Source organism: Micromonospora sp. WMMD734 (genome assembly GCF_049178975.1).
Classification (GTDB): domain Bacteria; phylum Actinomycetota; class Actinomycetes; order Mycobacteriales; family Micromonosporaceae; genus Micromonospora; species Micromonospora wenchangensis.
The window spans coordinates 3,428,380-3,448,648 of record NZ_JBMHMK010000001.1 but is presented as its reverse complement, the minus strand read 5'-3'; the positions used below and the strand labels follow the sequence as shown (position 1 = coordinate 3,448,648).

The 20,269-nt window shown below is 72.7% G+C and carries 20 protein-coding genes and 1 pseudogene; 10 read left to right on the top strand and 11 right to left on the bottom strand.

Annotated elements, in window-relative coordinates; all coding sequences use genetic code 11:
- Positions 1-29 precede the first annotated feature (29 nt).
- The 3 genes from ACN267_RS14715 (at position 30) to ACN267_RS14705 (ending at position 4,042) form a co-directional block, all read left to right on the top strand.
- The gene (locus ACN267_RS14715) at positions 30-1,784 is read left to right on the top strand and encodes a CDP-glycerol glycerophosphotransferase family protein (protein WP_421488922.1); all 1,755 of its coding nucleotides are present in this window, start codon (positions 30-32) and stop codon (positions 1,782-1,784) included.
- A gap of 169 nt (positions 1,785-1,953) precedes the next feature.
- A complete protein-coding gene (locus tag ACN267_RS14710) occupies positions 1,954-2,610 on the top strand; it encodes a response regulator transcription factor (RefSeq protein ID WP_421488921.1) in 657 nt (218 codons plus the stop codon).
- A gap of 10 nt (positions 2,611-2,620) precedes the next feature.
- The gene (locus ACN267_RS14705) at positions 2,621-4,042 is read left to right on the top strand and encodes an ATP-binding protein (RefSeq protein WP_421488920.1); all 1,422 of its coding nucleotides are present in this window, start codon (positions 2,621-2,623) and stop codon (positions 4,040-4,042) included.
- A 4-nt stretch (positions 4,043-4,046) separates the two neighbouring features.
- Here the strand turns inward: ACN267_RS14705 and ACN267_RS14700 are convergent, their stop codons facing one another.
- The 3 genes from ACN267_RS14700 to yaaA all read right to left on the bottom strand — a co-directional run bounded on the left by ACN267_RS14700 (position 4,047) and on the right by yaaA (position 6,674).
- Positions 4,047-5,009 (bottom strand): TAXI family TRAP transporter solute-binding subunit, encoded by a 963-nt coding sequence (locus ACN267_RS14700; RefSeq protein ID WP_421488919.1) that lies wholly within the window; start codon positions 5,007-5,009, stop codon positions 4,047-4,049.
- Positions 5,010-5,110: 101 nt separating this feature from the next.
- Entirely contained in the window at positions 5,111-5,776 is a 666-nt protein-coding gene (locus tag ACN267_RS14695) for a hypothetical protein (RefSeq protein WP_204961199.1), read from the bottom strand.
- A gap of 97 nt (positions 5,777-5,873) precedes the next feature.
- Positions 5,874-6,674 (bottom strand): peroxide stress protein YaaA, encoded by an 801-nt coding sequence (yaaA, locus tag ACN267_RS14690; RefSeq protein WP_421488918.1) that lies wholly within the window; start codon positions 6,672-6,674, stop codon positions 5,874-5,876.
- 158 nt (positions 6,675-6,832) lie between these two features.
- Here yaaA and ACN267_RS14685 point away from each other — a divergent pair, with 158 nt between their 5' ends.
- The gene (locus ACN267_RS14685) at positions 6,833-7,873 is read left to right on the top strand and encodes an App1 family protein (protein ID WP_204961201.1); all 1,041 of its coding nucleotides are present in this window, start codon (positions 6,833-6,835) and stop codon (positions 7,871-7,873) included.
- Positions 7,874-7,880: 7 nt separating this feature from the next.
- Here ACN267_RS14685 and ACN267_RS14680 read toward each other — a convergent pair whose 3' ends face one another.
- The 3 genes from ACN267_RS14680 to ACN267_RS14670 form a co-directional block, all read right to left on the bottom strand.
- On the bottom strand, positions 7,881-9,368 hold the full coding sequence (locus ACN267_RS14680; protein ID WP_421488917.1) for a M48 family metallopeptidase: 1,488 nt from the start codon (positions 9,366-9,368) through the stop codon (positions 7,881-7,883).
- Between the two features lie 72 nt (positions 9,369-9,440).
- Positions 9,441-11,543 (bottom strand): 1,4-alpha-glucan branching protein GlgB, encoded by a 2,103-nt coding sequence (gene glgB / locus ACN267_RS14675; protein WP_421488916.1) that lies wholly within the window; start codon positions 11,541-11,543, stop codon positions 9,441-9,443.
- Complete coding sequence (locus ACN267_RS14670) at positions 11,531-13,750, bottom strand: maltotransferase domain-containing protein (protein WP_421488915.1); 2,220 nt, start codon at positions 13,748-13,750, stop codon at positions 11,531-11,533. The genes glgB and ACN267_RS14670 overlap by 13 nt, the downstream gene beginning before the upstream one ends.
- Positions 13,751-13,825: 75 nt before the next feature.
- Between ACN267_RS14670 and ACN267_RS14665 the strand changes: the two genes are divergently transcribed.
- Positions 13,826-14,110, top strand: coding sequence for a hypothetical protein (locus ACN267_RS14665; RefSeq protein ID WP_281899161.1), 285 nt, complete (start codon positions 13,826-13,828; stop codon positions 14,108-14,110).
- Positions 14,111-14,185: 75 nt separating this feature from the next.
- Here the strand turns inward: ACN267_RS14665 and ACN267_RS14660 are convergent.
- Together ACN267_RS14660 and ACN267_RS14655 are read right to left on the bottom strand one after the other, a co-directional pair.
- A pseudogene (locus ACN267_RS14660) lies at positions 14,186-14,284 on the bottom strand (GntR family transcriptional regulator); the annotation flags it as partial.
- Positions 14,285-14,468: 184 nt separating this feature from the next.
- The gene (locus ACN267_RS14655; protein ID WP_067303456.1) at positions 14,469-14,696 is read right to left on the bottom strand and encodes a winged helix-turn-helix domain-containing protein; all 228 of its coding nucleotides are present in this window, start codon (positions 14,694-14,696) and stop codon (positions 14,469-14,471) included.
- A 252-nt stretch (positions 14,697-14,948) separates the two neighbouring features.
- On the opposite strand from ACN267_RS14655, the gene ACN267_RS14650 reads away from it, so the two are divergent.
- From ACN267_RS14650 to ACN267_RS14635, 4 genes are read left to right on the top strand one after another with little or no spacing between them, the layout of a single operon-like run.
- Positions 14,949-15,146, top strand: coding sequence for a hypothetical protein (locus tag ACN267_RS14650; RefSeq protein ID WP_421488914.1), 198 nt, complete (start codon positions 14,949-14,951; stop codon positions 15,144-15,146).
- Positions 15,147-15,162: 16 nt separating this feature from the next.
- On the top strand, positions 15,163-16,365 hold the full coding sequence (locus tag ACN267_RS14645) for a helix-turn-helix domain-containing protein (protein ID WP_421488913.1): 1,203 nt from the start codon (positions 15,163-15,165) through the stop codon (positions 16,363-16,365).
- Positions 16,366-16,425: 60 nt separating this feature from the next.
- Entirely contained in the window at positions 16,426-16,665 is a 240-nt protein-coding gene (locus ACN267_RS14640; protein WP_282272693.1) for an AbrB/MazE/SpoVT family DNA-binding domain-containing protein, read from the top strand.
- A gap of 25 nt (positions 16,666-16,690) precedes the next feature.
- Entirely contained in the window at positions 16,691-17,110 is a 420-nt protein-coding gene (locus ACN267_RS14635; RefSeq protein WP_421488912.1) for a type II toxin-antitoxin system VapC family toxin, read from the top strand.
- Positions 17,111-17,159: 49 nt separating this feature from the next.
- Here ACN267_RS14635 and ACN267_RS14630 read toward each other — a convergent pair whose 3' ends face one another.
- The 3 genes from ACN267_RS14630 to glgA are packed head-to-tail and all read right to left on the bottom strand — an operon-like array spanning position 17,160 to position 18,935.
- Complete coding sequence (locus tag ACN267_RS14630) at positions 17,160-17,417, bottom strand: Txe/YoeB family addiction module toxin (RefSeq protein ID WP_204961208.1); 258 nt, start codon at positions 17,415-17,417, stop codon at positions 17,160-17,162.
- A complete protein-coding gene (locus ACN267_RS14625; RefSeq protein ID WP_067303547.1) occupies positions 17,414-17,689 on the bottom strand; it encodes a type II toxin-antitoxin system Phd/YefM family antitoxin in 276 nt (91 codons plus the stop codon). Before ACN267_RS14625 ends, ACN267_RS14630 begins: the two co-directional genes overlap by 4 nt.
- 43 nt (positions 17,690-17,732) lie before the next feature.
- Complete coding sequence (glgA, locus tag ACN267_RS14620) at positions 17,733-18,935, bottom strand: glycogen synthase (protein ID WP_421488911.1); 1,203 nt, start codon at positions 18,933-18,935, stop codon at positions 17,733-17,735.
- Between the two features lie 95 nt (positions 18,936-19,030).
- Here glgA and glgC point away from each other — a divergent pair, with 95 nt between their 5' ends.
- Complete coding sequence (glgC, locus tag ACN267_RS14615) at positions 19,031-20,263, top strand: glucose-1-phosphate adenylyltransferase (RefSeq protein ID WP_204961210.1); 1,233 nt, start codon at positions 19,031-19,033, stop codon at positions 20,261-20,263.
- Positions 20,264-20,269: the final 6 nt, after the last annotated feature.

Sequence of the window (20,269 nt, the reverse complement as noted above, 5' to 3'; positions counted from 1 at the left end):
CGTCATCGATCTCGTTGGGAGCGTCCCCCTTGTTCGGCTCGTTACTGGAACGCACCGGCACCGCCGCCCGAGGCGCGCTGCTGGTGCTGTCCTACCTGGTCATGCTCGTCGCGGGCGTTTTCGGATGGGTGGCCCTGTTCGCCGTGGCCGGGCTGGCCGCCGTCGTCGGCGAGTTCGCCGTCACCCGCTGGTCGCCTCCCTCGGAGACGCTGCTGGAGAAGGTCGGCCTCAACCGGGGCTACCGGCAGCTCAGCCGCGACCTGGCCAGCGTGCTGCTGGTCGCCGCCACGGTCCCGCTCACCGGGGTCGAGCTGACCTGGCTGCTGGTGCTGCCGGCGGCGGTCTGGGTGACCGCCGTCTTCTCGGGCGCCCTCAACACCATGATCGACAGGCGGAACCCGGTCTCCGCCCTGGTCCGCAACATCGAGCTGGGTCCGATCCGGTCGGCCCCCCGCCCGCCCGGCTGGGTCGCCGCCCTGGCCGGCGTCCCGCTCGCGGTGCTCAACGTGCTGCTGATCCCGGCCGCCGTGGTCGCGGCGGTCCGCACCGACGTCACCGTCATGCTGGCGGTCGCCGCGCTGGCCGCCGGGCTCGCCGCCCTGGTCGGCGCGGTCGTCGCGGTGACCTGGCTGCGCGGGCGGGGCACCGGCAAGAGCCCGGTGCTGCCGGTGCTCCAGCGCTGGATCGACGGCTACCGCCCCGAGGTCGCGCTCTACTTCGCCGGCCCGGCCAAGGACGTCTACCAGGCGAACATGTGGCTGGCCCCGACCGAGGCGCTGCACCAGCGGGCGGTCGTGCTGATGCGCAGCAGGGAGGCGTTCTTCGAACTGGCCGACACCCGGCTGCCGGTGATCTGCGTGCCGACCGGCCCGGACTTCATGAACCTCGAACTGGGCACCGTGCGGGCCGCCCTCTACGCGGCCAACGTCGGCGCGAACATCCACATGCTGCGCGAGCCGGGCATGAAGCACGTGTTCGTCGGCCACGGCGACAGCGACAAGCAGGCCAGCGTCAACCCGTACAGCAAGGTGTACGACGAGGTGTGGGTCGCCGGCCTGGCCGGACGGGAGCGGTACGCGCGGGCCGCGGTCGGTGTCCGCGACGAGGACATCGTGGAGATCGGCCGGCCGCAGCTGGCCGGGGTGCACACCTTCGGCGGGACCGCCCCGGACCGGCCGTTCACCGTCCTGTACGCCCCCACCTGGGAGGGCTGGCTCGACGACGACCCGTACCACACCTCGCTGGTGCTGATGGGGGAGCGGATCGTCCGGGGCGTGCTCGCCTCGCCGCAGGTGCGCCTGGTCTACAAGCCGCACCCGCTGACCGGCTCCCGCTCCAAGGAGGCACGGGCGGTGCACGAGCGGCTGGTGTCGCTGATCCGCGCCGCCGGCGGCGACCCCGACTCCGGTTCGCTCGACGGCCCGGGGCACCGGGTGGTCACCGGCCGGGTCCCCGCCCTGTTCGACTGCTTCAACCAGACCGACCTGCTGATCAGCGACATCTCCAGCGTGGTCTCCGACTTCGTGCAGAGCCAGCGGCCGTACGTGGTGGCCAACCCGAGCGGGCTGCCGGAGGACGAGTTCCGGCGCGAGTTCCCCACCTCCAGGGGGGCGTACCTGCTCTCCCGGGACTGCGGCGAGCTGGAGAAGATCGTCGCGGTGACCCGGGCCGGTGACGACCCGATGACCGACGCCCGGCGGGAGCTGAAGACCTACCTGCTCGGCCCGGCCGAGGCCAACCCGATGGACCGGTTCCAGGAGGAGATCGGCCGGCTCTGCCGCTGATTGGCCAGGCCGCGGGACCCGGGACGGACGTCCGCCCCGGGTCCCGCGTCGTTTCCCGGGCGGTGGCGGCGGCACGCCGGTGACCGGCGCGGGGTCGCCCACCGTTTCCCCCACGCCGGCGCTTCTGCCACCATTCGCTCGACATCCGTACGACGAATGGGGGTCACCGGTGCGCATCCTGCTGGTCGAGGACGACCGACGGGTGGCCGCCGCCCTCGCCTCGGCGCTGACCCGACGCGGGTACGAGGTCGAGCACGCGGCCACCGTCGCCGCCGCCCTCTCCGCCGCCCCCTGCGACCTGGTCCTGCTCGACCTCACCCTGCCCGACGGGGACGGCACCGAGGTGTGCCGGGAGTTGCGGCGGCGCAGCAGCCAGCTCGGCATCATCGCGGTCACCGCCCGGGGCGAGGAACGCGACCGGGTGCTCGGGCTGCGGCTCGGTGCCGACGACTACGTGGTGAAGCCGTTCTCGATGGTGGAGTTGCAGGCCCGGATCGAGGCGGTGCTGCGGCGGGCGGCGCACGCCGCGCCGGCCCGGGACCTGATCGAGGTCGGGCCGGTCCGCATCGACGTGGCCGCCCGGACGGTCGCCGTCGCCGGTCAGCCGGTGGCGCTGACCCGTAAGGAGTTCGACATCCTGCTCTCGCTGGCCCGTCAGCCCGGCACGGCGGTGCCCCGGGACCGCATCCTGCTCGACGTCTGGGGCACCACCTGGGCCGACCGGCACACCGTGGAGGTGCACGTCGGTTCGCTGCGCGGCAAGCTCGGCGACGCCCGGCTGGTGGAGACCGTACGCGGGGTCGGCTACCGGCTCCGGGGCGAGTGAGGGGCAGCCGGTGCGGCGTCGACTGGTGATCAGCTACCTGCTGCTGATGGTGCTGGTGCTGCTGGCGTTGGAGACACCCCTCGCGGCGACCCTGGCGTCCCGGGAGACCGACCGGGTCCGCGCCGACCGGCTCGCCGACGCGACCCGGTTCGCCTCGCTGGCCGGGCCGGCGCTGCGCGGCGGCGGAGCAGGGCCGCTGACCGGCGAACTCGTCAGCTACGACCAGCTCTACGGCATCGGGGCGGCCGTCGTCGACCGGGACGGCCGGGCGCTGGTGGTGTCGACGAGTTGGCGTACCGGCCGGGACACCCGGGCGGCCCTGGACACCGCGCTGGCCGGGCAGCAGTTCAACGGTCCGGACTCGGTGTGGCCGTGGGTGGACGGCCCGCTGGTGGTGGCCGTGCCGATCAACGACGGTGGTGAGGTGCTCGGCGCGGTGGTCACCGCCACACCGGTGGCGAAGGTGCGCCGCACGGTCACCGCGTGGTGGCTGCTGCTGGCCGGGATCGGCCTGCTCGCCGTGCTGGCCTGCGTCTCCACCGCGTTCGGGCTGGCCGGTTGGGTGCTGCGCCCGGTGACCGAGCTGGACGCGGTGACCCACGAGATCGCCGAGGGGGACCGGGGTGCCCGGGTGCAGGACCGGTGGGGCCCGCCGGAGCTGCGCCGGTTGGCGGCCAGCTTCAACCACATGGCGGCGGTGGTCGCCGACGTGATGGACCGGCAGCGGGCCTTCGTCGCGCACGCCAGTCACCAGCTGCGCAATCCGTTGACCGCGTTGCGGCTGCGGGTGGAGGAGCTGGGGCCGAGCGTGGTCGATCAGGACGGCCGGGCCGAGCACCGGCTCGCCCTGGAGGAGACCGACCGGTTGGCGCTGGTCCTCGACGGGCTGCTCACCCTGGCCCGCGCCGAGCGGGAGCAGAACGAGCGGGTCACCGTGGACGCGGCGGCGGTGGCCGCGTCCCGGGTCGCCGCGTGGGAGCCGCTGGCCCGGCACCGGTCGGTCACGTTGCGCCTGGCGGCGGCCGGCCCGGCCTACGCCCGGACCGTGCCGACCGCCGTCGACCAGGCGTTGGACGCGCTGATCGACAACGCGATCAAGTTCAGCGGCGACGGTGGTGAGGTGACCGTGGCGGTCCGGCACGCCGACGGGGGCACCGCGCTGGAGGTGCGCGACACCGGCCCCGGGATGACCTCGGGCCAGCTCGACCAGGCCACCGAGCGGTTCTGGCGGGCCCCGGACGCGCAGAACATCGAGGGCGCCGGCCTCGGGCTGACCATCGTGGCGGTGCTGGTGGACGCCTCCGACGGCCGGCTCACCATGCACCCGGGTCAGCCGCGCGGCCTGGTCGCCGAGCTGTGGTTCCCCGGCCCGTGCGGCACCGACCCTCCGTCGGACGCCGGTGCCCCCGCCCTGCCCGCCGGGTCGGGCTGAGCGGTCAGGGTTTGGCGGACCGGTACCAGTCGGCCGCGCCCGGGTGCAGCGGCAACGGCGTGGTGGCGATCGCCGAGCGGGGACTCATCCGGCCGGCCGCCGGGTGGGCGGCGGCCAGCTCCGACCGGCGTTCCATCAGCAGCCGGGTCACCTCGCGTACCAGGGGCTCGGGCAGGTCCGCCCGGACGATCAGGTAGTTGGGGTTGGCGACGGTGGTGACCGGGTCCACCCCGTACACCGAGCGGGGGATGTCCCGGGAGACGTACACCTCGCGGTAGGCGCGGCGCAGTGGCTCGGTCCACTCGCCCAGGTTGACCAGCCGGATCGAGGTGGCGTCGGCGAGCGCCTTCACCCCGCGTACGGGCAGGCCGCCGGAGAAGAAGAAGGCGTCGATCCGGCCGGCGCGCAGCGCCGCCACCGAGTCGTCCAGCCCGAGGTGTTCCTGTCGGACCTGGTCCCCGCCGAGCCGGGCCACCGCCAGCAGCCGGGTCACGGTGACCTCGGTGCCGGAACCGGCCGCGCCCACCGAGACCCGTCGCCCGCGCAGGTCCGCGAGGTCGTGGATCGGTCCGCCGGCCGTGGTGACCAGGTGCAGCAGGTCGTCGTAGACGCGGGCCACGGCCAGCACCTTCGGCGGGGTGGTCGGGTTGGTGTCGAGCACGTCGGCCTGGGTGAAGCCCAGTTCGGCGGCACCGGAGCCGACCAGCCGGACGTTCTGGGCGGAGGCGGCGGTGACCACCACGCTGGCGCGCACGCCTGGCAGTTCGCGGTTGAGCACGGTGGCCAGCGACTGGCCGAAGGCATGGTAGACGGCGGTCGGGCTGCCGGTGGCGATCCGGATCGGGACCGGCTCGTCGGGGGAGTCCTGGCAGGCGGCCAGCCCGCCGAGCACCACGACCAGCAGCATCAGCAGCGCCCCGCCGGCGGAGGCGGGCCGCCGGCCGCGCCCGGTCCGGCTACGGCTCACGCGGTGCACTCTGCGCCGTCACCGGCTCCGGCGCAAGCTCGGGCGGCCGGTGACCGGTCTGAGCACCGGTCAGCGTGCGGTGTGGTGGCCGGTGGCCGTGGTCAGACCAGGGTGGGGGTCCGGGCGGGCGCCAATGCGGCCCGCTCCATGATCCGCAGCCGGTCCGGCCCGTCCGCGACGCTCACCACCAGGCAGCCGGCACCCGGGCGCAGCAGTGCCGGCACCTCCAGCAGCGCCGCCGACCGGATCAGCACGGCGGCCAGTTCCCGGTCGGCCAGCCGGATGCCGAGGATGTGCCGCCGGACATGCCGGCCGCCGGCCAGCAGGGCCGAACGCCAGGCGGCCGAGGCGAGCCGGGTCCGCCAGGCGGCCCGGGGGGTGGAGGAGCCGACGGCCGGCCCGAGCAGTTCCCGACGCCCCTGCCGCCAGCCGGTCTCCCGCAACCTGGTGAACCCGGCGCGGTGATCCGCCGGCACGTGCAGCCGGTGCAACTCGTAGCGGCGGCGCAGGCCACCGGTGACCACCTCGTGCTCGACCGGCACGTCGAGCCGGGCGAGCAGTTGCCGCATCCGCAGTGCGGCGTCCTCCCGGTTGAACTCCACCGCGACCCGCTGCGGTGGCGTGGGGGCGTGCGGGCGGGCCGTCGGTGTCGGCGTGCAGCGCACCAGGCAGGCCACCTCGAACGCGTCGGCCAGGGTCAGCCAGTCCAGCGGCGGCGGGGACGACGGGAGGCGTGGCCGGTCGAGCAGGCGGGGTTCGGAGGTCATCGGACCGCTCCTTCTCGACGTCGGATGCCCCTAACGGTCGCCTGCCGGTCGGCCCGCCTCCAGCCATCGGCACGGGATTTGAGGAAATCTTGCGTTCCTAGAGTTCGGTCACCACCACGTCGATCTGCCGGGGCCGGCCCGCCGTCACCGGCTGCTCCTCGATCGGATACTTCAGGTCACGCAGCGCGGCGATCAACGCGGTCGCGGTCCGTGGCCGGGCCCCGGCCAGCAGCAGGTCACGGACCAGCCGCCCCTTGGTCGCCTTGTTGAAGTGGCTGACCACGGTGCGTTCGCCCGGCCGGCGCTCGTGCAGCACCCGCACGGTGACCGTCCGACCGGCCAGCGCCGCGGGCGGCGTCCAGGTCGCCGCGTAGGCGGCGGAGCGCAGGTCCAGCACCGGGCCGCTGCCGGCCGCCGCCGTCAGCACCGGCGTCAGCACCCGCCGCCAGTACGCCGACAACGCCCCCACCCCCGGCAACCGCGCCCCGATCGGGCACCGGTACGGCGGGATCCGGTCGGCGAGCCGGACCGCGCCCCACAGGCCCGAGCTGACCAGCACGGTGCGACGGGCCGTCCGCAGCGCCCCGGGCGGCAGGGTGGAAAGGCCGAGGGCCTCGTAGAGCACCCCGGTGTAGACCTGCCCGGCCGGTGCGGTGGCGGCCCGGTCCAGCCGGGCGTTGCGGGCCAGCTCGCCCCGCTGGCCGGCGGTCAACCCGAGGGCGGTCAGGGCGGCGTCCGCGGCGGCGTCGGACCGGCCGGTGGCGCTGAGCGTCATCAGCGCGCCCAGCACCTCCTCGCGGGCCGGGGTCAGCTCGGGCAGGGAGAGCCGGGTCAGGTCGAGCCGACGGCCGGTGCCGGTGTCGGCCTTGCCCTCGGAGGGCGGCAGCAGGATGAGCACCGGCACAGCGTACGGACCGAGGTCGGTGCCCCGGCCGGACGGCGCTCGGGCCGCTCCCGCTCCCACCCGGACCGCCGGCCCGGTGTGTGCCGAGCAGCCCGGGTGGCTACCTGGGCGCTCGCCTGGCCGCTGCCGGACACCTGTGGCAGGGTTGCAGCGTGCCATCCACCACCGCAGGCCAGCTGGCCGTACCCACCCTGCACCGGGCCGCGCGGATCGAGGACGCCCTGCACCAGTTGGTGGAGCGTCGGCTGCGGCGCACCGGGTGGCAGCCCAACATCGTCGCGTACGCCGGTTACGGCGCGCCCGGCTGGGCCCGGGTGCTGTGCCGGGTGCTGCTCAGTCGCCCCGACCGGCGGCAGGGCCGGCTGGAGAAGGTGCGCGGCTGGCGCAGCTTCGCCACCCTGCCCGCCAAGCACGTCGAGGTCACCATCGAGGCGGGCGGCAGCGTGCACACCGCCCAGGCCGACCGCAGCGGCTTCGTCGACACCGTGGTCAAGGCCGACTTCATCCCCGGCTGGGCGTCGGTGCGGCTGCGGGTCGCCGACGCCGAACCGGTCGAGGCGCTGGTCCGGGTCATCGACCCGGAGGTGCGCCTGGGCATCCTCTCCGACATCGACGACACGGTCATGGTGACCGCGCTGCCCCGGCCCATGCTGGCCGCGTGGAACACCTTCGTCCTCGACGAGCACGCCCGTACGGCCGTGCCGGGCATGGCGGTGCTCTACGAACGCCTGGTCACCGCCCACCCGGGTAGCCCGGTGTTCTACCTGTCGACAGGCGCGTGGAACGTCGCGCCGACGCTGACCCGGTTCCTGTCCCGGCACCTCTACCCGGCCGGTCCGCTGCTGCTCACCGACTGGGGGCCGACGGCCGACCGCTGGTTCCGCAGCGGCCGGGAACACAAGCGGGCCACCCTGGCCCGGCTGGCCACCGAGTTCCCCGACGTGCGGTGGCTGCTGATCGGCGACGACGGCCAGCACGACCAGGAGATCTACCGGGAGTTCGCCGCCGCCCACCCGGAGAACGTGGCCGGGGTGGCGATCCGCCGGCTCTCCCCGACCCAGTCGGTGCTCGCCGGTAGCCTGCCCGTGCCGAACGACCGGCCGTCGTCGGCGGGGCCGGTGGGGCAGAAGTGGCTCTCCGCCCCGGACGGGGCGGGCCTGTGGAAGCTGCTCCGCGACGCCGGCCTGGTCTGATGCCCGGTCAGGCGGTCGGGGCGGCTTCGGATGTAGCAGTTGTCCGGATTCCGAGCGCGGCGAGACGGTCCCGTGCGGCCGGCACGGTGGCGGGGTCGGCCGACAGGTCCACCAGTTCGCCGAGCGGCAGCGGTTCGCCGGCCGTGGTGGACAGCTCGGCCGGGCCGGACCAGGAATGCCGCCACGAGGCGGCGGCGGAGTCGACCGCCGCAGCCTCCAGCGCCCCCTCGTAGGCCACCGTCAGGGACCGGAGGGCGTCCTCCTCGGCGGCATCCGGGGCCAACTCCCGGGCGAGATCGAGGCACCGGTCCTCGGCGAGGAGGGCCAACAGCAGGTCGAGATCGGCGTCGGGTCGCCCGGTCAGCCGCGCCGCCGCCCGGTACAGCGGGTCGGCGTGCTCGAGGGCGGACCGGTGCGCGAGGGCGGGGGTGAGCCGGTCCCAGGGCAGCAGCCGGGTTCCGGGCCTGTCGAACAGGCTGTCCCGGAGCCGGCGACCTGCGGTGTCGAGGTCGGGGACCAGCACGGTGGCGGGGCGGCGGTCCGGGACGACCGACACGTCCGGCACGAAACGCAGCGCGGCGATCCGTTCCCTGAGCGGTGGGTGCGACTCCCACCAGGCGGGCTCGGCGGGGGCCACCTCGACACTGCGCCCGCGGATCTCCTCACGGCACTCGGCCAGGTAGGCGGTGAACCCCTCGAACAGGTCCTCCGGGAGGTGCCCACGGTCGTACGCCGGCAGCACGTGGTCGGCGAGGTACTCGTCCCAGCCGGTGCCCACCAACCGGATCTCGCGTAGGGCGCTCACCATGGCGTCCCGCCCGGCGACGGCCACCGCGTAGCGGTCCGCCTCGTACTCCATCTGCCGGCTGATGCCCTGCTCGACGGCGACGAACAGCCGGGCGTACGCGGAGAGGACCGCGCGCAGCACGCCGTCCACGGTGTTCTGGGCGGTCCCGACGATCATCATTCGGGCCCGCAGGGCGATCCGCACGCTGCGGGTGTGCCGGCCGGAGAAGTGCCCCATCTCGTGGGCGAGGACCGCCCGGATCTGGTCGACGGTGTACGCCGGCAGCAGGGGCAGCCCGAGGATCACCGTACGGCGGCCGGGCAGTAGGCCGAGCAGCCGCACCTCCTCGGTCACCGCGGCGTTGGCCCCGGCGACCAGGCGGACGTCGTCCGGCTCCCGGGTGCCCACCCGGGCCGCGAGGTCCCGGACGATGCGCCACAGCTCGGGTGCCTGTTCCGGGCTGAGCAGGATGCCGGTCGGCGGGGCCGGGCGTCGGGTCAGCATCCGACCGAGAGTGAAGACCAACGCGAACAACACGGTGAGGGCGGCACCGACGACGAGCGGCCGGAACACCCGGCTGCCGGAGCCGTCCCCGTCGGTGCCGTAGCCCAGGCCGAACGCCCCGACCCCCACCACCAGCGCGACGGCCAGGACGAGGAAGCCGACGAGCAGCACGACGGACAGCACGGCCTGCAACCACGTCTTCACGCGCGTTCCTCCCCCGGTGCGGCGTGCACAGTATCGACCGGAGGAGATGCGCCACAAGGCCCTTTCGGACGGTCAGTCGCGGCGCAGCCAGAGCACGCCGAGCGGGGGGACCCGCAGCGAAACCGAGGCGGGCAGGCCGTGCCAGGGGACGTCCTGGGCGTGCACCGCGCCGAGGTTGCCCACCCCGGAGCCGCCGTAGTGGTGGGCGTCGGTGTTGATCACCTCGGTCCAGGTGCCGGCGGCCGGCAGGCCGACCCGGTAGTCCTCCAGCGGGCTGGCGGAGAAGTTCGCCACGCAGACCAGGGTCGCGCCGTCCGGGGCGATCCGGATGAACGAGACGGTGTTGTTGGCGACGTCGTCACCGGCGATCCAGCGGAACCCGGCCGGGTCGGTGTCCTGCGCCCACAGCGCCGGGGTGTCCCGGTAGGCGACGTTGAGGTCGGCGACCAGCCGCTGCACGCCGGCCCGCGCCGGATCGTGCAGGAGGTACCAGTCGAGGCCGCGTTCCTCGCTCCACTCCCGGTCGTCGCCCAGCTCGCAGCCCATGAAGAGCAACTGCTTGCCCGGGTGCGCCCACATGTACGCCAGCAGCGCCCGTACGTTGGCCAGCCGTTGCCAGGTGTCGCCGGGCATCTTGCCGGCCAGCGACCCCTTGCCGTGCACCACCTCGTCGTGGCTGATCGGCAGCACGTAGTTCTCGCTCCAGGCGTACGCCAGGGAGAAGGTGAGCTGATGGTGGTGGTGCTGCCGGTAGATCGGGTCCTTCGCGGTGTAGAGCAGGGTGTCGTGCATCCAGCCCATGTTCCACTTGAAGCCGAAGCCGAGCCCGCCGTCGCTGGTGGACCGGGTGACCCCGGGCCAGGCGGTGGACTCCTCGGCGATCATCACCACCCCGGCGTGGTGCTTGTAGACGGTGGCGTTGACCTCCTGCATAAAGGCGATCGCCTCCAGGTTCTCCCGGCCGCCGTGCTGGTTGGGCAGCCACTGCCCCTCGGGGCGGGAGTAGTCCAGGTAGAGCATCGAGGCGACCGCGTCGACCCGCAGGCCGTCGACGTGGAACTCGTCGCACCAGTACAGGGCGTTGGCGACCAGGAAGTTGCGGACCTCGCGGCGGCCGAAGTCGAAGACGTACGTGCCCCAGTCGGGGTGTTCGCCGCGGCGCGGGTCGGGGTGTTCGTAGAGCGGGGTGCCGTCGAAACGCGCCAGCGCCCACTCGTCCTTGGGGAAGTGCGCGGGCACCCAGTCCAGCAGCACCCCGACGCCGGCGGCATGCAGCCGGTCGACCAGGTAGCGGAAGTCGTCCGGGTCGCCGAACCGGGAGGTGGGTGCGAAGTAGCCGGTGACCTGGTAGCCCCAGGAGCCACCGAACGGGTGTTCCATCACCGGCAGGAACTCCACGTGGGTGAAGCCCATCTCGGTGACGTACGTGGTGAGCTGCTCGGCCAGCTCCCGGTAGCCGAGGCCGGGCCGCCAGGAGCCGAGGTGCACCTCGTACACGCTCATCGGTTCCCGGTGCGGCTGCCGGCGGGCCCGACGCTCCATCCACAGCGCGTCGGTCCACTCGTAGCGGGACCGGTGCACCACCGAGGCGGTGGCCGGCGGCACCTCCGCGTACGCGGCCAGCGGGTCGGCCTTGTCCCGCCACTGTCCGTCGACGCCGAGGACGCGGTACTTGTAGCGGGCCCCCTCCGGCGCGCCGGGCACGAAGATCTCCCAGACGCCGCTGGAGCCGAGGCTGCGCATCGGCCAGCCGTCGTCGGCCCCCCAGCCGGTGAAGTCGCCCACCACCCGTACCCCACGGGCGTTCGGGGCCCACACCGTGAACGCGACGCCGTCGTCGCGGACCCGCGCGCCGAGCGCCTCCCAGAGCCGTTCGTGCCGGCCCTCGCCGATCAGGTGCAGGTCCAGCTCACCGAGGGTCGGCGGGTGACGGTACGGGTCGTCGGTGACCCGCCCGTCGACGTCGACCCGGTAGTCGAGCACGCTGCCCTCGACGCGGGCCTCGAAGACGCCGACGTCGTGCACCCGCTTCATCGGGTGCCGGTCGTCGCCGACGAGCAGCGCCACGTCACCCGCGCCGCGCCGCATGGTGCGGATCGTGGTCCACCCGTCGGCGGGGTGCGCGCCGAGCAGGGCGTGCGGGTCGTGCGTCGCGCCGGCGATCAGCTGGTCCATCGGTCGTCCTTCGGGGCGGGGTCGGTCGGGGTGCTGCCGTGCGGGGCACGGCCGGTCCTGGTGTTACCGGTCCTGCCACGGCGGCCCCTGGCGGGGCGGGGTGCGGCGGGGCCGGGCGGCTGGTCGGCCCCGGCCCCGGCGGCGGGGGCGGTCGGGGCGGTGCCGCCGGAGAGTTCGGCGGGCACCTCCGTCACGGTCAACTCGGCCGGTTCCGCACCGGCCGGCGGCACGGCCGGCGGTGTCGGCGGACGCCGGACCGTCAGCACGTGCGCCGGTTGCAGGTACGGGTCGAGCCGGACCGCGTTGCGCTGCCCCCATTCGTAGCTGGCCCCGGTCAGCTCGTCGTGCACGGTGAACCGTTCGTGCCAGTCGAAGCCGAGCGCCGGCATGTCCAGTGTGGTGTTGCCCCACTGCACGGTCTGCGAGTCGAACGAGCAGACCACGATGACCGTGTCGCCGGTGTCCGGGTCGCGCTTGGACCAGCAGAGCAGCGCCGGGTTGTCGATGTCGTGGAAGACCAGGTTGCGCAGCCGGTGCAGGGCCGGGTGCTCGCGGCGGACCCGGTTGAGGGTGGCGACGAACGGGGCGAGCGAGCGACCGTGTGCCTGCGCGCCGGCCCAGTCCCGGGGGCGCAGTTCGTACTTCTCGTTGTCGAGGTACTCCTCGGCCCCGGGCCGGGCGACGTGCTCGAACAGCTCGAACCCGGCGTAGATGCCCCAGGACGGGCTGAGCAGTGCGGCCAGCACCGCCCGGATCTTGAACATCGGCGGTCCGCCGTGCTGCAACGATTCGTGCAGGATGTCCGGGGTGTTGGGCCAGAAGTTGGGTCGCATCCAGTCGACCGAGGCGACCAGTTCCTCGCAGTACTCCCGCATCTGCGCGGCCGTCGTGCGCCAGGTGAAATAGGTGTACGACTGGGTGAAGCCGATCTTGCCGAGCCCGTGCATGATCGCCGGCCGGGTGAACGCCTCGGCCAGGAAGAGCACGTCCGGGTCGGTGCGTTTGACCTCGGCGATCAGCCAGTGCCAGAAGTCGAACGGCTTGGTGTGCGGGTTGTCCACCCGGAAGATCCGGATGCCCTCGCCGATCCAGTGCCGCACCACCCGCAGCACCTCGGCCCGGATGCCCTCGGGGTCGTTGTCGAAGTTGACCGGGTAGATGTCCTGGTACTTCTTCGGCGGGTTCTCCGCGTACGCGATGCTGCCGTCGGCGCGGGTGGTGAACCATTCCGGGTGCTCGGTCACCCAGGGGTGGTCGGGGGCGCACTGCAACGCCAGGTCCATCGCCACCTCCAGGCCCTGCTCGGCGGCGGCGGCGACGAAGTCACGGAAGTCCTCGGGCGTACCCAGGTCGGGGTGGATGGCGTCGTGGCCGCCCTCGGCCGCGCCGATCGCCCACGGCGAGCCGACGTCGTCCGGGCCGGCGGTCAGCGCGTTGTTGCGGCCCTTGCGGTTGACCCGGCCGATCGGGTGGATCGGCGGCAGGTAGAGCACGTCGAAGCCCATCGCCGCGACCCCGGGCAGCCGGTCCATCGCGGTGACGAAGGTGCCCGAGCGGGCCGGGGCGTCGACGGTGGCCGGGATGGCGCCTTCGGAGCGGGGGAAGAACTCGTACCAGGCGGAGAAGAGCGCCCGGGGGCGGTCCACCCAGAGCAGGTGCGGGGTGCCGGTGGTGACCAGTTCCCGCACCGGATGGGCCCAGAGCAGGTCGGCCAGGTCGAGGGCCGGGGCGACCCGGTGGGCCAGCTCGGCCTCCTTGTCGCCCAGCGCGGCCACCGCCGCCTCGACCCGCCCGACGTCGCCGGCCGGTACGAGCTCCAGCGCGGCGGTCAGCACCCGCACGCCCTCGGCCAGGTCGTTGGCCAGCTCGGCCGCGCCCTGCCCGGCGGCGACCTTCTTGGTCACCGCGTTCTGCCAGGTCAGGTACGGGTCCTGGAACGCCTCGACGGTGAAGGTCCACTCGCCGACGGCGTCCGGTCGGATGGTGGCATGCCAGCGGTCCTGCCCCGGTTCGCCGGGGCGCATCCGGGTGAACGGGCGGGTCACGCCGTCCGGGCCGTGCCAGACCACGTTGCAGCCGAGCGCGTCGTGGCCTTCCCGGTAGGCGCGAGCCGACACCGGCACCAGCTCGTCGACCACCGCCTTGGCTGGGTAGCGACCGCAGGCGACGACGGGGGAGACGTCTTCGATCGGGAACCGTCCGCTCACCCGCTCAACCTACTGTGCGAGATCCCCTCGCGCTCAACCAAGCGATCCCTTCTCCCGCCGGCCGCCGTGGGTGTGGTGCCCGGCACCGCCGCCCAGGCCGGTTACTACCAGCACCGCAAGTGCTCCCACGCGGTCTCGCTCTCCTTCTTCGTGGACAGCACCTCGTCGACCACGAAGTGGCCGCACTCGGTCGGCTACAACACCCGGATGTTCGCCGCGCAGGAGGCCAACGGCCGCTACCACGTCTCGCTCTGGGACGCCTCGGGTGACACCAACGGCTGGGTCAGCACCGCCTGGGTCCGCCCGAGCGGAGATGCTCAGGTGGTGGGAGTCGTGGCGACGTACAGGCCGGCTCCCTGAACGCCGATGATGATCCCGATGGGCCTGTAGCAGCATCACCGCTCGCTGCACGGTCGAGACGCTTGCCGAGTAGAGCTGGGCCAACCCGGCGTAGGTGGGCAGCCGGCTCTCCGGTGGGTACTCGCCCTGCTGGATGTGGGCATACAGGTCGGCGGCGATCTTCCGATAGCCCATCGGGATGGTCATGGACCGGCTCCGTTCGGCAGCACTATCGTCGGAGAACCTGTATGACTGTCAGGCATAAATATGCCTGACAGTCATACGACCTTCTGGAGAGTGGTACGCCTGTCGAGGTTACGCAGCGTGCGTGCGGGCACCGCCATTCCGGGCTGTCGAGTGCCCAACAGCGGTCCACGCGCTACGCGGGGGGCTTCGATGCCACGAACGAACCCTTGCCCTGTCGGGTGACGATCCAGCCGCGCTCCTCCAGGATCCGGAGAGCGTAGCGGACCGGCCAGGCGCTCGACTGGTACTGCTCGCGCAACTCCGCGATGGACGGCAACTTGTCGTCGGGGTGAAGCGTGCCTGCCCGGATCGAGGCTGAGACATCAGCGATGATCTGCTCATACAGCGGTGCCTGCGGCATGGTGGAGCCACCTCTCGTCAGCACCCCGATCTTTGCACCCGCAGTGACTTACCGTGCCTGCTCAGTTGACCCTGACGGCATTGCCTTCTATGTTGGGTGACGACAGCGGCTCTCTCGTCAGCAAACGGGGTGCCTCTGACCGGGGCGGGGTGGCTTCCATGCCAGGCCACTCCGCCCTGCCGCTTCGGCAACGTCGGTTCCCTGCTCGGAGCCGTGCGAACTGCATCTTGGCGTGTCGGTGAGGAGGCCGGGATGGATGAGCATTCACGTCAAGGGCTGCGGGGAGGGACGTACCCGGTGCCGGGTGGTCCTGCTCCGCTGCCGGATGGCGACCGGGTGCCCGTGCCGGTCCGGTCGCACCGCACGCTGCTGCGTCGGCGGCGGTTCGCCTACGGTGTGGCGGTCGCGGTGTGCGTACTCGTGCTGCTCGTGGTGGGGGTTTCGCGGTGAGCGGGACGGGCCGGCGGTGAACGAGCTGCCGGTGGGCCGCCGGGTCGCCCAGTGGCGGGTGCGGCGCAACATGACGCAACAGCAGTTCGCCGACCATCTCGGCAAGTCGAAGAGCTGGGTCGACAAGGTCGAGCGCGGGGTACGCCGGCTGGAGCAGGTGTCCAACCTCCGGATGGTCGCCGAGACGCTCCGGATCGACCTGGAGGTGCTGCTCGCCGGGTCGGCGGGGGAGTCGGCGCAACCGGAGACCGCAACCACCGGTGTCGACGCGGTGCTGGCCGCGCTGGCCCGCTACCACGTCGAGCCACCGGCCCGGCCGCCCGACGTCGCGGAGCTGCGTACCCGGCTGGCGCACGCGGAGCAGAGCTACCGGCACGCCCGGTACCCGGAACTGCTCGTCCTGCTGCCCGGCCTGGTCGACGCCGTCCGTGCGGCGCGGGCCCTCCGGCCCGGTCGGGCTACCGACGGCCTGCTCGCCCGGGGGTACGGCCTGGTCGCGCTGGTGCTGCTCAAGGTCGACCGGCCGGAGGTGGCCTGGCTGGCCGCCGACCGGGCGGTGGCCGCCGCGCAGCTCACGAAGGACCCGTGGGTGGCCGCCGCCGCCACGGTGCCGTTGGCCCAGGCCCTTCGCCACGGCGGCCGGCGGCGGGCCGCGATGGAGGCCGCCGCCGTCGCCGCGCACCGCCTCCTGCCGGGGCGTTCCCCGGGCACGCCCTGCGCGGCTTCGTCGACGACCGGTGACGACCAGTCGGCCGATCCGGCACTGCTCGCCACGCTGCTGCTCCAGGCCGGCCTGGCCGCCGCCGGGCGGGGTGACGGCCGGGCCGCCCGGGACCTGCTCGGCCGGGCCGGCCGGGCCGCCCGGGATGCCGGGGCCGAGGGCGGCGGCGCGGCGGTCGAGGCCGCGCGGGTGGTCGCCGAGGCCGCCCTCGGCGAGGTCACGGCGGCGACGGTACGTCACGAGCGGCTGGTGGCGGGCGACGAGTGGCGGTGGCTGCCCCCTGAGCACCGGGCCGCGTACCTGCTCGACGCCGCCCGTGCCTACGTGCTCGACGGCAACCTGCTCCGCGCCGGCCGGGTGGTGCTGGAGGCGGAGCGCACCGCCCACGGCGAGGTGCACGACCGCCCGGCGGTACGGCCCCTGGTCGCCGTGGTGGCCCGTTCCCCCGCCGCCCCGCCCGCCCTGACCCGCCTCGCCGCCACCCTCCACGTCACCTGAGAGCAGCCAGACAGAGACCTACGACACGTATCATGTGTATTACGTATCTAGGGGGCTGCGGTGAAGTTGAACAGCAAGGGTCAGGTGACGATCCCGGCGGAACTGCGGGTCCGGTACAACCTGCACGAGGGTGATGAGGTCGACGTGATCGAGGAAGGCGGCGCACTGCGCATCGTGCGCGTCAGTGACGCTGAGACCCGTGGTCAGCGTCTGGTCCGGCACATGCGCGGCAGGGGCAACGCCCCGGAGGTGCAGGGCATGTCGACCGAGGACCTGATGGACCTGCTCCGTGGGGAGTGAACGGATCCGGGCTGTCGGGGCTCGAGTGCCGGAGACAGTTGCCACGCTGGTCGACACCAACGTCCTGTTGGACGTCTTCACCGAGGACCCGCAATGGGCCGACTGGTCGGCTGAGGCCCTGGCCAGCGCCCGCGACGAGGGCGTTCTGGTGATCAATCCGATCGTGTACGCCGAGGTGTCCGTGCGGTTCGACGGTGTCGAGGAGCTCGACGCCGCGCTGCCCGCCACGGATTTTCTCCGTGAGGAACTGCCCTACCCGGCGGGCTTCCTGGCCGGCAAGGCCTATGCGCGATACCGCCGGCAGGGCGGCAACAAACGTTCGCCGATCGCCGACTTCTACATCGGCGCGCACGCGGCGGTCTGCCGCTACCGCCTGCTCACCCGCGACAGCAGCCGCTACCGCTCGTACTTCCCGACGCTGAAGTTGATCGCGCCCAGCCAGTGACGGCCGTCTGTCGCCTGGTCTGTGCGGCGCTAGCGTAGGGCAGGCTGGGCTACCTGTCGCCGTAGTGGTACCGGCAGGCGATGATCTCGACGTCGTCCTTGGTGACCCGGTACACCAGCCGGTGTTCGCGGTCGATCCGGCGGGACCAGAAGCCGGAGAGCTCACCCCGCAGGGGCTCCGGCTTGCCGATGCCCTCGTATTCGTTGCGCATGACGTCGGCGATGAGATCGTTGATGCGCTTGACCAGCTTGCGGTCCGTGTGGCTGAGGTACTGGCTCCACGCTGTCGCGGTGAAGACCAGCCTCACGCGACGTCCCGTACGGTCGTCGGGTCGACCAGTTCCCGCTCGGTGGCGTCACCCTCGTCGAGTTCCGCGATCGATCGGCGCAGGGCTGCCGCGTTGCCCGGACTGCGCAGCAGGTACTCGGTCTCCTTCATCGACTCGTACTCCGCCAGCGGCACGATGACCACCGGCTCGTGACCCGACCGGGTCACCACCACCTCCTCCGCGTCGTTGATGACGCTGTCGAGTTCGGCGGCCAGGTTCTGCCGTAGCTGGGTGAAGTTCACGGTCCGCATGACCACCTCCGAGGTAGGTACAGAAAACTGTACCTGACCCTGGTTATTCCAGGAGCGAGCGGTACAGCTCCAGGGTCTGGACGGCGATCGCGTCCCAGGAGAAGTGCTCCACGGCCCGCCGCCGGCCGGCGAGACCCAACTCCTCGGTGCGCTGCGGGTCGGCCAGCAGCTCGTTGATCGTCTTGGCGAGGTCGGCGACGAACCGGTCCGGGTCCAGCGGGTTGCCGCTGCCGTCGCCGGCCTGCTCGATCGGCACCAGCAGGCCGGTCTCGCCGTCGGCGACCACCTCGGGGATGCCGCCGGTGGCGGTCGCCACCACCGCCGTCTCGCAGGCCATCGCCTCCAGGTTGACGATGCCCATCGGCTCGTAGACCGAAGGGCAGACGAAGACGGTGGCGTGGGTGAGCACCTGGATCACCTCGGGCTTGGGCAGCATCTCGGCCACCCAGACCACCCCGGACCGGTTGGCCCGCAGCTCGCCGACCAGCCCCTGGACCTCGGCGGCGATCTCCGGGGTGTCCGGGGCGCCGGCGAGCAGCACCAGCTGGGTGTCGGCGGGCAGCTCCCGGGCCGCCCGCAGCAGGTACGGCAGGCCCTTCTGCCTGGTGATCCGCCCGACGTAGACCACGCTGGGGCGGGCCGGGTCGATGCCGAGCCGGTCCAGCACGTCGGTGCCGTGGTCGGGGGCGTACTGGGCGGTGTCGATGCCGTTGTAGACCACCCGCACCCGGTCCGGGTTCACCGCCGGGTAGGCGGTCAGCACGTCCCGGCGCATCCCCGCGCTGACCGCGACGATCGCGTCGGCGGACTCCATCGCCGTCCGCTCGCACCAGGAGGAGAGCGCGTAGCCGCCGCCGAGCTGCTCGGCCTTCCACGGGCGCAGCGGCTCCAGGCTGTGCGCGGTCACCACGTGCGGCACCCCGTACAGCAGCTTGGCGGTGTGCCCGGCCAGGTTGGCGTACCAGGTGTGGCTGTGCACCACGTCGGTGCCGGCGCACCCGGCGGCCATCGCCAGGTCGACGCCCATGGTGCGCAGCGCCGCGTTCGCGCCGTCCAGGTCGGCCGGCTCGGGGTACGCGGTGACGCCCGGCTCGTCGCGCGCCGCGCCGAAACAGTGCACCCGCACGTCGGCGAGCCGGCGCAGCTCCCGGGCCAGGTACTCGACGTGCACCCCGGCCCCGCCGTACACCTCCGGCGGGTACTCCCGGGTCAGCAGGTCCACGCGCAGCGGGGCGGAGTCGGTCATGACCGGCACCCTAGTGCAGAATCCGGCCGGGCACCGGTCACGGAACTGCGCCCGTACGAGTGGTGAAGTCGCAGCGGTATGGATAGCGTCTGGTCATGGCTGCCAAGGTGCTCGCGATCGTCCTGGCCGGCGGAGAAGGCAAGCGCCTCATGCCGCTCACCGCGGACCGGGCCAAGCCGGCCGTCCCGTTCGGCGGGATGTACCGCATGGTCGATTTCGTCCTGTCAAATCTGGCGAACGCCGGCTTTCTCAAGATTGTCGTGTTGACCCAGTACAAGTCCCACTCGTTGGACCGGCACATCACCAAGACCTGGCGGATGTCGACGCTGCTCGGCAACTACGTCACGCCGGTGCCGGCCCAGCAGCGCCGGGGCCCCTGGTGGTTCGCCGGTTCCGCCGACGCGATCTACCAGAGCTTCAACCTGATCAACGACGAGCAGCCGGATTACGTGATCGTCTTCGGTGCCGACCACATCTACCGGATGGACCCCCGGCAGATGGTCGACGACCACATCGCCTCCGGTGCCGCGGTGACCGTCGCCGGCATCCGCCAGCCGCTGTCGACGGCCGACCAGTTCGGCGTGATCGAGGTCGGCCCGGACGGCAAGCGGATCACGTCCTTCCGGGAGAAGCCCACCGACGCCGTCGGCCTGCCCGACGCCCCCGACCAGATCTACGCCTCGATGGGCAACTACGTCTTCTCCACCCGGGCGCTCTGCGAGGTCGTCGAGCGGGACGCCGCCGACAAGACCAGCAAGCACGACATGGGCGGTAGCATCATCCCGATGCTCGTCGAGCGGGGCGAGGCCAACGTCTACGACTTCAAGGACAACGAGGTGCCCGGCAGCACCGACCGGGACCGGGGCTACTGGCGGGACGTGGGGACGCTCGACTCGTTCTACGACGCGCACATGGATCTGATCAACGTGCACCCGGTGTTCAACCTCTACAACTTCGACTGGCCCATCTACACCGACCAGCCGCCGTACCCGCCGGCGAAGTTCGTCCACCAGTGGGGTGAGCGGGTCGGCCGGGCGGTCGGCTCGATGATCTCGCCCGGCGCGGTGATCTCCGGTTCGCTGGTGGAGAACTCGGTCGTCTCGCCCAAGGTCAAGGTACACTCCTGGGCGCAGGTCGACGGCGCGGTGCTGATGGAGGGCGTCGAGATCGGCCGGCACGCGGTGGTCCGCCGGGCCATCCTCGACAAGAACGTCTTCGTGCCCGAGGGCGCCGAGATCGGCGTCGACCTGGAAAAGGACCGGCAGCGCTACACGGTCTCCGACAACGGCGTCGTCGTCATCGGCAAGGGTCAGCGCGTCGAGCCCTGAGCCGGG